We start from the raw sequence: 12,218 nt of genomic DNA on the forward strand, positions 1-12,218 counted from the left end.
CGTTTGTACGCATTTAGAACGCCGTTTCCGGGGGAAAAGGATAAATGTATCGCGTACCCTTTGACACCCACGAAAAAAGCCTGGATTTATGCGGGTTTGAAAGGCTCTAAAGCGTGACATCTCTGCCTTTGTTTCCGCTTTCTCTCGGCGGCTTTGATTTTCTTCATGCGTCCGGCGCAGTCGGGGCAGTATTTTCCCCGATTGGATTTGGGGACAAATGCCGCGCCGCAGACGGCACACCGTTTCCGGCTCCCCCGGTACAAGAGGGCTGCGGCCAGTTCCCCGTCAAGGGGCAGGACAGCCACACGGAACCAGCGGCACATGAGGGAAAGGGAAATGCTCTGGACGCACACGCAAGGCTCTCCGTCGTCTAACAGCAGGCAATTCCCCTCGTCATAGTTACAGCACTCATGTACCAGCCGCCGCGCCCGCCGGTGCTGGCGGTAGTCCATTCTCGGTAACTTATCGCTCATGGCTCTGCTCCTTTCTGCGGCGGGGTTCCTCCCGGCGCAAAATCTGGTCGATGTTCCGCTTGACGGTCTGCAACTCCTTGAACCGCTGTTTCTGTTCGTGATAGGTGTTATACAGGCCGTCTTTCTCGGAGATAAGCTGCTCGATCTCGGCCTGCAACGCTTTCCGGGCGGGCAGTTTGGTAATGCCATGCGCCTTGAAATACCGGGCGGCTGCGTCGGCTATGATAAAATCACTCTCGTTTGCCTGCCGGTATGCGTCACGGGCTTTCTGCGATTTCTGCGCCCGCAGCCCGTCGCGGGCGGGCTTGGTCTTGGCATAGGCAAGTACCTGTTGCTGCAACTCCTTTTTCCCTTGTAGCTTTGTTTCCAGCGTTTTCAACTTGCCGCTGGTCTGGCGCATTTCCTGATAGGCGGTATCAACGGCGGCTTCTAACTGCTCCGGGGAAGTGAAGCCGTATTCCTGATACACATTCAGCGTCGCGGCCATTTGTTTGAGGTTGTGCATGGTCGCCCAGCGTTCATAGCCCCGGCCTTTGCCCTCGGCCATTTTCTGCTCAATGTCCACAAGCCGCTGCACACCGTCCTGTTTCGGGGCGGTTTGTGGGACTTTTGTGGGCTGTATGCCGGTTTTCCCATGCCGGGGGTATTCGGGTATGGCTGCGGGCTTTTCTGCGGCTCTGGCGGCGTTCTGCTCCAAAACGGCAAAGACAGCGGCGCGGTCAAAGTCGTCACCCAGCTTTCGGGCGGTAATGGGCTTTGTCCTGTCCGGCGTGAGATAGGATAGCCGCCCCCGGCTCTCCTTGACGGCCACGCCCTCCCGCAGCAGCAGAGAGGAAAAGTCCTCGAATGAGGTCGCCGCAGACAGCGCGGCGCGTATGGTCTGCCGCAGCTTCTCCTTGTTCGTTTCAAACTTGGTCTGCCGGGGCGTGATACCGTCTGCAATCATGGGGGCGTTCTGCTTGTCCAGCGCGGCCTGTCCCTTTTTCTGCGCCCAATACTCCCGGTCTGTGACGCGGTTCTTGCTGCCGTTCAAGAGGTCGATTTGGTAAAGCCCCTCCCGGTGGCACATTTCCATGACTTCGGACTTGAAGTAGCGCAAGGCAGCGTCGGTACAGCGGTGCTTGCAACCGGCTTTCGTGTCGGCTGGCCTGTCCATGTAGGGCAGGAACGGGACTTCCTCTATCCGCAGGCTGTTAATGACGATATGCACATGGATATTGCCGCTGTGGTTATGCCCGTCCGGGTGGGTACATACAAGGGCTTGGTGGCCGGGGAAATGCTCGGCGCAAAACTTCTCGCCCAATGCCTGCGCCCGGTCTACGGTCAAGCCGTTGTCCGGGCCGTCCCGTGGGTCAAAGCTGATGATATAGTGGTGGCTTTTCACATCTTCCCGCCGCTGGTTCTTCCCATAGCGGAGATTTGCCCGCATACAGGCAACGGCAAAATCCTCCCCGCCGCAGTTCAGCGTGGACAGCCGGTAGTCCTCGCGGGGGATAAGCCTGCCGGTTTCATCAAGGACGGGCTTCATGGTAAACTCGTCATGCTCGAAAAGCAGGTATTGTTCGGCGGCTCCGTAGTCGGCATTTTTAGAGTTGATATGCTTGAGTGTTGCCAACTGCGTCACCTACTTTCTGTAAGACTTCATACTTGAGGGCGGCAAGGTCGGCTATGGCGGCGCGTACCTCGCCGGAGAGGGCGTTATAGGGTGCGCCGTACTCATTCAGATACCGGGCAATCTGATTGAGGTTGCCGCCGATCCTGCCGTACTCGGCGGTCAGCTTCCCGACAGCGGAGAGCAGTTCGTCATTGACCGCCGACACATGGATAACGGGGCGTATGGTGGTGCGCCGTATCGCCTGCCGGAGAAATTCCGACTGGCTGATACCATAGGGCGCAAGCCGCGCTGTGAAGTCGGCGTATTCATCTTCGGACAGCCGGGTTTTCACAACGCGGCTGCGGTGGGGTGTGTTGTATTTCTTTCGCATGGTCGTAACCTCCTTTCTTGCCGCATGAGCGCGGCGGGGATAAGCGGCGCAAGCCGCAAAGCAGGGTTTGGGGAAGGCACTCCCCAACAAGTTTCCCGCGAGGGGCAAAACCGCAGAATTGCGGATTTTGGCACCGTGGTAGAAACTTGCTCTTAGTAAGCCGCAGACTGCCTCTGTCCGGGCTTTTCCGTACATAGAGCGAACGGGGCGGGGCTTTCAGCCCGCTGTGCGCGGTCTTTTTCCCTTTCGCCAAAGATACATTTGAAAGGCCGCCAGCTACCCGCTGAACGGGGATTTTTCAAATTTTCTTTTGCCTTAGTAATCCGGGAAACAGGATTTTGGCAACCGGCGGGGCAGAGAAATTTTCCTTTCACTCCCTACAACACCGCGTTTTGAAATTTGCCAAACGGGGCAGGCAGCTTTTTCTGGCTTCACCTACCTACTACGGGTGGCTTTGCGATTTTGCCAAACGGACAACAAAAAAAGCAGCAAATCTTTTTCAGACTTACTGCTTTCGCTGGCCGCCGGTGACGGCTGGTATTCAGTTTAGTAAAAGGCTATCAGGCAAATGATGTTGAAAGTGATTTTGCGGTGTCTTAAAGCAGTTCCAACGCTCTTTTATACAGTGGGTCTAATTCACACCCGCAACTTCCACATTCCTCATCAGCCTGCTTAATTGCTGATATTAAAGATTCTTTATCAGATTTTCCGTCTAACCATTGTTGCGCGGGAATAGCTATTAAATCCCAACCGGATGCAACAAATTTTTGCATAATAGTTTTTAATTCTTCCATAGTGCGGCTCCTTTCAAGATAGCAACTGACAAATTTGCGGTTACTCTGATTTTACCATATCTACAGTGCAAGGTCTATGCTTATCGGTCAAATCTGAACTTGAATAGCGCGGCAATTAGCTGTTGTTTCACATATTCCTCAACCTCGGCGTTGACCTGCCCGCGTACTTTGGAAAAGTAGCGGATATATCCGGCGTAGTGGGAAAGAACGGCGTTTACCGCGTCCGGGTCGCCCTCATGCGCTTTGACGATTGTTTCATAGGGGAGAAGTTTACTCATAGTCTTTCCCCTCCATGAGCCGCCGCAACCGTTTCAAAGCAAGCTGGATATGCCGCCCCGCTGTGCTGCGTGTCCGTCCGATATGTACGCCGATCACTCGCTGCGGCTGGCGCAGGAAGTAGTAACGGAAAATTTTTTCCTGTGTCTGCTCCGGCAAACGGGCAAGGGCGGCGGCAAGTTCCGCATGGTACAGAACGGCGGTCTGGCCGCAGGCCGTAAAAAGATATTCTTCAAGCTGCTCCGGCTCGGCAAGCTGGACAAACTTCTCATTCATCAGGTAGTCAAGGGAAACTTCCCGTTCCCACCTCCGGCGCAGCTTCAAAATTATATCTATGGCTGCGTGACGAATGACAATCTTGCAAAAGGCATTGAATGTGTACTGGATATGCACTTTGTAGGCTTCATCTTCGGTCATGGAAATTCCCCCTCTCTGAATAATAGTGCGGGGCGGCAGCACTCCTTGCTGTCGCCCCTTGATTGCCTACCAGCAAAGACGGGCGGGACTGTCAACGGCGGCGCGTATGCGCCGTTCATCTTGACCGTTGACTGGCTCGGCTGGCTTTGCTATTTCATTATCTCTTTCAATTATTGTCAAAGGAAATATAGATAGTTAAACTATCTGGTATGTAACTGATACTCAACCACTTATCTTCGTTTGATAAAAGTGTCCCAATCGAAACATAGTTTCCCTCTTCGATTTCCTCCGATACATTCTCAATTACGGAAAAACCTTCTTGGTTCAAAACCTCCATGTACTCGCTATAGTCGTCGTCGCTAATGCCGGTAAGGTTGACACTGCAATTTTCATGTTCTGTATCAAGTGTTGCCCATGCAACCGTACCGGGCGGAATAGGAAGCCCCTCTGTGTATTCATTAACAGGCCAGATACCCTTGTCAAGAGTGGTAATACTGTTAGATTGTATATTGCTCTCATTACCTGTGGGTGTAGACGAAATAGTTTGATTAGAACACGCGGCCAAAGAAATTATGAATATGATTGCCAATACAGAAATATACTTCTTCATAAGTTATCTCCTATTTTTGTGTATAGTTCGGATAATCAATAAAACAGCAATTACCGCTGCGGCAAACCCAACTGCCAAAATGATTTGTAAAACATCAAAGCCCAATGCACTCTCAATCTGGATATTTGTTGTTGCGTCTGCCTGTCCGATTGCGCCCTCTGGTGCTTTTCCTAATCGTGTGACAGCATATATCGAAAAGGCAACAACCGCAACAATAAGCGCAACAAGCGCAGAAATGATACCTTTCCTTTTTTTTGATGAGGCGTTATCAATACCAAACTGCTCTGCGGTGCTGTCTGCAAATTCTTTTGGTGTTCCTAAACGCTGGATAACCTGCTGTTCCGTTTCTCCATGCTCCAAAGCAGACGCGAAAACTTCATTCAAATCACGCACAACCTCTTTTTTCGCTTTATGTGGTAAGGATAGTTCCTTTTCAACTTGTTTAATATATTGTTCTTTCATTTCGATACCCTCGCTTGTTGATAACTTTCTATGAAGCCGTTTACGCAGTTCTCATAGCTTGACCAAAATAAGATTAGTTCATCAAGTATATTCCTGCCTTTATCAGTTAGAGAGTAATACTTTTTTGAACCGCCATTTGCCACAGCCGGAGCCAATCGACATTTAATTAGTTCTGCTTCCTGCAAACGATACAGAATAGGATAAATGGTTCCCTCTTTTGCATATCCCAAAACAGACGCACTGTTATTCAATTCGGATATAATTTCGTATCCATAAGTTTCTTTGCGTCCGATTAGGCATAAGAGTATCATTTCCAGAGAGCCTTTTTTGAATTGTTGGACATATCTGTTATTCATACTGTCGCCTCTCTTCAGCTTTGCTATTTAGTTTTACTAAGTAGCGACTATATTATATCTCTTTTGGGGTATCAAAGTCAATAGGCTTCACGGAAAAGTTACAAAATGTTGTACTTTCTGCATAGGGTAATAACGGAATAGCGGGGTACTGGCGGTCTATGTTTTGTTTTTAGTATCTTACTTCTTTATCGTACATGAGCATTTGCCCCAGGGTTATCATTTCCGTATCCCTCCATGAGGTTGATACCTCCCCAGATACCAAGACCGGCTCCCAGAGCCACAACAAGGGTCTGCAATACGTCTACTGCGCTGTTGAAAAATTCCATAAATTCAATCCTCCTAATTTTTTTCGTTATCGCTGTCAGGTTCTATTTCCAGTTCGTACATTTCAAAAGGTTCCTCCGGCTTTACCACCGCAGGGCGCCGTTTCATGTACCGTTCCACATCAAACTCATTTTTCTTGTCGGCGTCGGCAAGGTATTTGTAATTCTTATGGGCTGTAATATCGAACTTGTCCGATAAAAACGGCCGAGTACCCCGCACCTGCAGGATACACTTGCCTCCGTCCATGACCGCGATCTCGTCCTGGCTCATCAACTCCTTTCCTAATTTCTGATAATTGAGGCCGTGGGAAACCTGCGTCCCCCGGTTCTCTGAGGTGTTGAAACTGTCAATGGTCTCTTTCCCCAGGATTTCCGAGAGCTCTTTGAGCGTGGATTTCTCCTTGCCTCCCAAAAACAAGGTAGTGTCGCAGTTGCCGACAATGGTATCTGCGGCGTCCTTGTAGATGGTCTTTAGCTGTGACTGTGACTGTAAAATAATAGAAGCCGAGATTTCCCGGCTTCGGATGGTGGCGATCAGTTTATCAAAGTTTGGTATCTGTCCAATGTTGGCGAACTCATCCAGGATACACCGTACATGAACCGGCAGCCTGCCGCCGTATTCATCATCTGCCTTGTCGCAGAGCAGATTGAAAAGCTGGCTCTGGAGCATGGCGATCACGAAATTAAAGGTGGTGTCCGTGTCGCTCATAATGAGGAACAGAGCAGTTTTTCGGTCGCCCAGGGTATCAAGTTCCAAATCATCATACTCCATCAAATCCCGCAGTTCCTTAATATCGAATGGGGCAAGCCGGGCTCCGCAGCTAATCAGGATGGACTTTGCCGTTTTGCCTGCAGCCAGCTTGTATTTCTTATACTGTTTGACAGCGAAATGGTCCGGCTCCTTTTCCTCCAGCCGGGAGAACATCAGATCAACAGGACTTTGAAATTCCTCGTCGTCCTCCCTGGCCTCGCTTGCGTTTATCATCTCCAATAGGGTGATGAAGTTCTTTTCTTCCTCCGGGGCCTCATACCAGATGTAGCCGATCAGGGCGCAGTACAGGAGGCGTTCCGCCTTGACCCAGAAATCCTCGGAAGATTTTTCACCGTCGCCTTTGGTGTTGGCTATGATGGTGTTGGTAAGTTTCAAAATATCCTTTTCACTCCGCAGATAGGCGAATGGGTTATAGTGCATGGACTTCTTAAAGTTGATCGTGTTCAGCACCTTGACCTTGTAGCCTGCCCGCACCAGGAGAGAGCCTGTTTCCAGAATGAGGGTTCCTTTCGGGTTTTGTCAATAAGGAACAAGAAAATAGTATCTTGCTTTTAAGCGGTTTCATCGCCGCTGTCGTTCTGGATAAGGCGCACAACCTTGTCCGTAAAGGTTTCCCGGCTGGTTTCGCTGAAATGGATATGAATGTCAAAGGTCGTGCCGCCGATGTTCTTCACAAGGTCGGGTTTGGCGGTCAGAGGGGAAACGGCTGCGGGGGTGCTGGTCTTGCTGGTTTCATTGTTCATAGGCTCTCCTTTCAAAGATAAAGCCCCATGTGGTCGGCACATGAGGCGGTCATATCGGGTAAGGGTGCAAGGGTGCAACAATGCAAAGGTATCTACGGATTGCATTCTTACTTTGCACTCTTGGCTTCGTTCCTGCGATAGTACCATTGATTTCCCCGGCGTATGACTTCTATCCGGGTATCAAGATTGCGGCGGGCATTTTTAACCGTCCTCTCGGATATTCCAGCTTCGGCTGCGGCCTTTACAATGTCCTCGCTGGCAAGCTCTTTCCCGTCTGCGAGTAAGTCAAGTATCAGCTTCTCGGCCTGTTCGGTCTTGGTGGTGGTGTTCCCGCCCGCGCCGGATAGCAGTTCGTCGGCGGTTATGTCGTATTCGCCTATCCATGAAAAGCCTGTTTCCGGGTCAAGGCAAAAGGCAACGGGCTTGCCCTCCGGCGCAAGGGAAGATTTGTCATGGACGATAACACGCACATTCGGCTCCCGCTTCACGCGCCCGATCAGCAGGACGCTCCTTGCTGCGGCGCGGAAGTCGATAGAACCTAAGCCCCGGTATGCGCTCTGCCCTCCGGCAGCTTTGTTCAAGTGTCCGATAAGGATAACGGCGCACCCGGTACGCTCGGCAACATCGGCAAGGCGGCGGAACATGGGGCGCACTTCGTTTGCCCTGTTCATGTCGGTTTTCTCGCCCATGTACGCCTGTATGGGGTCAAGGATAATCAACCGCGCCTCGTTCTGCGTGATTGCCTTTTCTATGCGCTCGTCGGAGAGAGTAAGCTCCCGCTTGGCTTCATCAATCACAAGCACGCGGTCAAGGTCGGCTTCGGCTTCTATCAAGCGGGGCTTGACGGTATCGCCCAGCCCGTCCTCGGCGGTCTGGTAAATCACTTGGAATGGCGGCAAGGGCTTCATTCCCGGCAGCGTTCCCCCGGTGGTGCAGGCGGCGGCAAGGCGTAGGGCAAAGGTGGTCTTGCCCTCGCCGGGATTGCCTTGCACAATGGTTACTTTTCCAAACGGGATATACGGCTCCCATAGCCATTCAACGGTCTGTGTGTCAACCTCGCTCATGCGAATAATCTCGACGGTTTCTTCCTGCGGCGGCTCTTTCAAGCCGTAAACCGCTTCCCGGATATACTTCCCGTCTGTGATTTCTGCCCGGTGCTGCAATACCTCGTTCCAGTCCTTAAACAGCGGCACAAGGCGGTGGACGGTATATCCCTCCGGCACAAGCTCCGCAAGGCGGCTGCAAGCGTCGTTTCCCGCTTGGTCGCTGTCAAGGCAGAGGTAAACGGTCTTGATGTTTGGGCGGTCAGAGAGGAAACGCAACAGGGCTTTTTCTCCCACGCCGCCCAATGACAAATAGCTCTGTTTCTGCCATGCCTTTTTGAACAGGCAGAGGAAAGAGAGCAGGTCAACGGGGGCTTCAAAGACAAAAAGCCTGTCGCTCTCGCCCCGGTAGCAGAAATTAAAGGCTTTGTCGCTGCCTTTCACATCAAGCCGGAAGTTTCCCGCCGTCCCCTTGCTGTGGGCGTAACGCGGTATTCCGTCCTCGTCCCGCCCCACAAATACGGCGTTGTGGTGGGCTGCGTCCTCGTAAATATCGCCGCGGGCAAAGAAAAAGCCCGTCACATCTTCATCAATGCGGCGGGCTGCTGTGAGGTAGTTCCTCGCTGTTCGATTGTCGCTGTTTGGGGGCGGTAGCCGGAAGTCGGATAGGGACGCGGGGCAAGGTCTGTCCGGCGGCGGTACGGCTCCCTTTTCTCCTGTGAGAAGTTCCACGGCTTCGGTGAAGCTCTTGCCGAAAAACTCCATGACAAAATCGACGGGGCCGCCGCCCTTGCTCTGGCTGTGCCTGTACCATTTGTTTCCCCGGACGGTCAAGCTGTCGTGCCGTTTCCAGCGGTATTCATTTCCGGCGCGGGTAAGCTGCTCGCCCTGTGATTGTAGGAAAGAAACAAGGTCGGCTTGGTTCGCCCGGTCTATCTGTTCTTGGGTGTAATACATGGTTGATACCTCTCTTTCTGTGGTTGAATTGTTCACAGATTTCAAATATAATGGGGTTAGCAAGTTGGATTTAAGAGGTGATCTTATGATTGATTTAATAGTTGATTTCCTTGCAACCATAGGTGATATAATTGTAGATATATGGGTAAATAAGATTGTAACAAAATTCAAAAAGAAATGAGTCGCCTTTTATCCATCCAATAGTACAGAGGGCGGACAAGCCGAACAGCTTGCCCGTCCTTTCCTTTATCGCTCCTGTTCCTGCCGCTTGGTGCGGCTCTGCGTCTGTGCCGGTTGGTCGGCGCGGAGTGCAATATCCACGCATTTGCGGATTTTTTGAAGCTCGGCAACTTCGGCGCGGGTATCTTTCAGCGTTTCATATTCCGCTTCCCGCTGTGCTTTGAGGGCGGTATATTCTTTCTCCCACGCGGAGATCGGCAGGGTTTTCACGCCCTCCGGCAAATGGGCATGGAGATAGCGGTTTGCCGCGTCCCATAGGGTAAGCTCGGCGCGGCGGGCTTCCGCAAACTTCTCCTGTTTTCCTTTCCAGCGGATTTGCCGATACTCGTCCTGTATGGGCTTGTAGGTTTGATAATTTCTGCCGTACTCCATGAGTTTTTGCAGCTCTTTCATGCGCTGCTCGGCGGTTTTCATTCCCTCCCGGATTGAATAGGCTTTATCGCTGACAGAGGAAAGAGCAGCGTCCAGCTCGTCAAGGGTGGAAATGCCATGCTCGGAAAGATAGTTGACCGCCTTTGCAACGGTTTTCAGTTCATCGGCGGCGTGCTGCCTTTGCCAACTCTGCGAATACTTCCGGCTCTTTTCTCTCTGAACGCTTAAATATTTCATCAGCAGATTTGCAAGGCCGGGGGATTGCGGGGGCTGCTCCGGGGCAGTTTCCCGCGCCTTGAACAGTTCGCCAATCCATTCTTTGAGCTTTCCAATCTGCGCCCGGATTTCCCGGATAAGGCGGTTTGCCTTTTGGATATTCCGGTTCAGCTCGCCTTTCTCGGTGGCTATGCCTTTCTTCTCCATTTGACAAGCCGCTACGCCCATGTGGACGGTAGGCAGCTCGTCAATGCCGCGCTCGGCGTTGCTGCGGTGGTCGATACGCTCCGGGTGTCCGGCGCGTTCAAGGTAGGCGTTTGAAATATCCGCCCATGCCTTGCGCCACAAAAGCGCGTTGCCCTTGTCGTTCCAGCCTGTGAGGTCAACTTTGTGTGTCTTATATCTGCCGCTTGGCAAGCGTATGCGCTCGCCGTTTTCGTCAAGGTCATATTCCTTTTTGGACTTCGCCGCCCATGCGCCGCGCTCGTCAAGGGGGCGCATGGTAAGCATGATATGACAATGGGGGTTGCCGCTGTCAGTGTCGTGAATGGCAAAGTCAACGCACATTCCTCTGGAAACAAATTGAGAGGAACAGTATTCCCGGACAAGCCGGATCTGTTCCTCTCTGGATAATTCTATGGGGAGTGCTGCGTCAATCTCTCTGGCAAGCTGGGCGTTCCCGGCTTTCTCGTAAAGCTCCACACTGTTCCATAGGGTAGCGCGGTCAGAGAAAGAGGGCGGGGCATGGGGCGGCAATAGGATTTCCGTATGGACAACGCCGCGCTTGCGGGTGTAGTCATGGGTCATTCCGTCCCACTCGTTTGTGATTTTCTCGCCGCTTCGGTAGGCGGCTGCGGCAACGGCTGATTTGCCCTTGCCCCGGCTGACAATGCTGATATTACAATGATAGATGGCTATGGGTATCACCTCCCGGATAGGATAACAAGACCCGCAAAAATGGTACAGACACCAACGGCGGGTGTACTGTTTTTGTGGGTGTGCAGGGATAGCCGCGTAAGCGGCGCAAGGGGTGCAGCCCCTTGTTGCGGCAAAGTCGCCATATCGGAGCGCGGGGAAAGTTCCCTGTGCGGAGATGAGCCCTCGGCAGAGCGCACACGCCCGCAAGGGTGTATAAGTGCGCCCTTTGTTCCAAAGGGATTACTCCGCATTCCCGTCCCCGGCTCGTTTTTTCAAAAACTCCTGTGCTGGCTCGCTCATCAAGGCAAGCCGTAAAAAGGCTTTCGCGTCCTCGTCCGGCATGGCAATCAGCTCCGGCACAAGGCTCTCCATGAAGCCGCCGCGCTTACAAAGCCTGTGGTTTCTCGCCTTGCGTTCCTCGACGGATAGCTTCTGCTTGATGATTTTCTCCCGGTTTTCAAACTGCCGGATTTTCTTCTTGCCTTCCTCAATCTCGGCGGTCAATTCCTCACGGGTTTTCTCCCTCGGTTTCGTCATAGCTGGTCGCTCCTTTCTGCCCGTAGGCATGGAAAAAGGGCAGTCGATTTTCTCGGCTGCCCTTGTGGATAATATATTTAGTTTTAATAAGCAGAACTTATAATTTCAAAGCTTAAATTCATATCAGCATTTGCGGCTTTTTCTTCATTTTCTATTGGTTGTATCACAAATTCAAATGTAGGCTCATAGTCCCCGTCCTGCAAGGTTTCTCCACCCAAAATCTCGATATGATACCAGCCATTTGCAAGTTCGACAATTGGCTTTTTATTCTGTCTGTAATAAGAAATTAGAGTTTTCACTTTTTCGGGAGTAAACTGTTTTAATATGTGCCATGTAAAAAGCATAAGCATATTATTATCCACTTTGAGGGAATAACCACTCCTTCTAAACTGCAATCGGCTTTCCCCTTTGCACAACTCCGGTTTATCACCAGAGAGATTAAACAATACGGTATAAGGATAGTTTTCAATGCCACTCATGGGGATAACAATACCTTCACTAAAAGCCCTATCCCCACTTTCATTTGTGGTAAATTCCGTTGCCAAATCGTCTGAAAGATTATTGGCTCTTTTCCAACTTTCCAGTAGTAAAATGTCACCAAGAATAAAATAATTAACAAGATCGTTTAATACTTCCGTAAACTTATATATCATAGTAAACCTCCTCAAAATTTCGATTTGTTGTTCTTTTTTCAAGAGAAGTATAGCACAGGATTATGAACAAA

General features: G+C 51.2%; 15 protein-coding genes and 2 pseudogenes. 1 reads left to right on the forward strand and 16 read right to left on the reverse strand.

Features of this window, described 5'->3' with window-relative positions:
• Positions 1-86 precede the first annotated feature (86 nt).
• The 13 genes and pseudogenes from ACEVJK_RS06905 to ACEVJK_RS06965 all read right to left on the reverse strand — a co-directional run bounded on the left by ACEVJK_RS06905 (position 87) and on the right by ACEVJK_RS06965 (position 9,211).
• Entirely contained in the window at positions 87-473 is a 387-nt protein-coding gene (locus ACEVJK_RS06905; RefSeq protein WP_087369062.1) for a cysteine-rich VLP domain-containing protein, read from the reverse strand.
• Complete coding sequence (locus ACEVJK_RS06910) at positions 463-2,088, reverse strand: relaxase/mobilization nuclease domain-containing protein (protein WP_147610109.1); 1,626 nt, start codon at positions 2,086-2,088, stop codon at positions 463-465. Before ACEVJK_RS06910 ends, ACEVJK_RS06905 begins: the two co-directional genes overlap by 11 nt.
• On the reverse strand, positions 2,060-2,458 hold the full coding sequence (locus tag ACEVJK_RS06915; protein WP_044960461.1) for a plasmid mobilization relaxosome protein MobC: 399 nt from the start codon (positions 2,456-2,458) through the stop codon (positions 2,060-2,062). The genes ACEVJK_RS06910 and ACEVJK_RS06915 overlap by 29 nt, the downstream gene beginning before the upstream one ends.
• A gap of 596 nt (positions 2,459-3,054) precedes the next feature.
• Positions 3,055-3,252, reverse strand: a complete 198-nt coding sequence (locus ACEVJK_RS06920) for a hypothetical protein (RefSeq protein WP_024738890.1) — start codon at positions 3,250-3,252, stop codon at positions 3,055-3,057.
• Positions 3,253-3,332: 80 nt separating this feature from the next.
• Positions 3,333-3,530, reverse strand: coding sequence for a helix-turn-helix domain-containing protein (locus tag ACEVJK_RS06925; RefSeq protein ID WP_024738889.1), 198 nt, complete (start codon positions 3,528-3,530; stop codon positions 3,333-3,335).
• Entirely contained in the window at positions 3,523-3,945 is a 423-nt protein-coding gene (locus ACEVJK_RS06930; RefSeq protein ID WP_055194860.1) for a sigma factor-like helix-turn-helix DNA-binding protein, read from the reverse strand. Before ACEVJK_RS06930 ends, ACEVJK_RS06925 begins: the two co-directional genes overlap by 8 nt.
• A gap of 166 nt (positions 3,946-4,111) precedes the next feature.
• Positions 4,112-4,555, reverse strand: a complete 444-nt coding sequence (locus tag ACEVJK_RS06935; RefSeq protein ID WP_055194861.1) for a hypothetical protein — start codon at positions 4,553-4,555, stop codon at positions 4,112-4,114.
• A gap of 3 nt (positions 4,556-4,558) precedes the next feature.
• Positions 4,559-5,017, reverse strand: a complete 459-nt coding sequence (locus ACEVJK_RS06940) for a DUF1700 domain-containing protein (RefSeq protein WP_055194864.1) — start codon at positions 5,015-5,017, stop codon at positions 4,559-4,561.
• Positions 5,014-5,373 (reverse strand): PadR family transcriptional regulator, encoded by a 360-nt coding sequence (locus ACEVJK_RS06945; RefSeq protein ID WP_055194866.1) that lies wholly within the window; start codon positions 5,371-5,373, stop codon positions 5,014-5,016. Before ACEVJK_RS06945 ends, ACEVJK_RS06940 begins: the two co-directional genes overlap by 4 nt.
• Before the next feature lie 197 nt (positions 5,374-5,570).
• Positions 5,571-5,699: pseudogene (locus ACEVJK_RS06950) on the reverse strand (Maff2 family mobile element protein); the annotation flags it as partial.
• Positions 5,700-5,712: 13 nt separating this feature from the next.
• Positions 5,713-6,984: pseudogene (locus ACEVJK_RS06955) on the reverse strand (VirD4-like conjugal transfer protein, CD1115 family); the annotation flags it as partial.
• Positions 6,985-7,019: 35 nt separating this feature from the next.
• Positions 7,020-7,211, reverse strand: coding sequence for a transposon-encoded TnpW family protein (locus ACEVJK_RS06960; protein WP_087286542.1), 192 nt, complete (start codon positions 7,209-7,211; stop codon positions 7,020-7,022).
• A gap of 107 nt (positions 7,212-7,318) precedes the next feature.
• A complete protein-coding gene (locus ACEVJK_RS06965) occupies positions 7,319-9,211 on the reverse strand; it encodes an AAA family ATPase (protein ID WP_242985068.1) in 1,893 nt (630 codons plus the stop codon).
• Here ACEVJK_RS06965 and ACEVJK_RS06970 point away from each other — a divergent pair.
• Positions 9,210-9,392 carry a hypothetical protein gene (locus ACEVJK_RS06970; protein WP_118043022.1) on the forward strand — a complete coding sequence of 61 codons (183 nt, stop codon included), beginning with the start codon at positions 9,210-9,212 and terminating at the stop codon, positions 9,390-9,392. The two genes, ACEVJK_RS06965 and ACEVJK_RS06970, sit on opposite strands and share 2 nt — an antisense overlap.
• A gap of 65 nt (positions 9,393-9,457) precedes the next feature.
• On the opposite strand, the gene mobQ is transcribed toward ACEVJK_RS06970, so the two are convergent.
• The 3 genes from mobQ to ACEVJK_RS06985 form a co-directional block, all read right to left on the reverse strand.
• Positions 9,458-10,966, reverse strand: coding sequence for a MobQ family relaxase (mobQ, locus tag ACEVJK_RS06975; RefSeq protein ID WP_117534725.1), 1,509 nt, complete (start codon positions 10,964-10,966; stop codon positions 9,458-9,460).
• 231 nt (positions 10,967-11,197) lie between these two features.
• Positions 11,198-11,494, reverse strand: coding sequence for a DUF3847 domain-containing protein (locus ACEVJK_RS06980; protein WP_117534724.1), 297 nt, complete (start codon positions 11,492-11,494; stop codon positions 11,198-11,200).
• An 83-nt stretch (positions 11,495-11,577) separates the two neighbouring features.
• Positions 11,578-12,147: a hypothetical protein gene (locus ACEVJK_RS06985; protein WP_117534723.1), complete on the reverse strand. Its 570-nt coding sequence runs from the start codon at positions 12,145-12,147 to the stop codon at positions 11,578-11,580.
• Positions 12,148-12,218 lie beyond the last annotated feature (71 nt).

The organism is Flintibacter sp. P01028 (genome assembly GCF_041925235.1).
GTDB lineage: Bacteria > Bacillota > Clostridia > Oscillospirales > Oscillospiraceae > Lawsonibacter > Lawsonibacter aceti.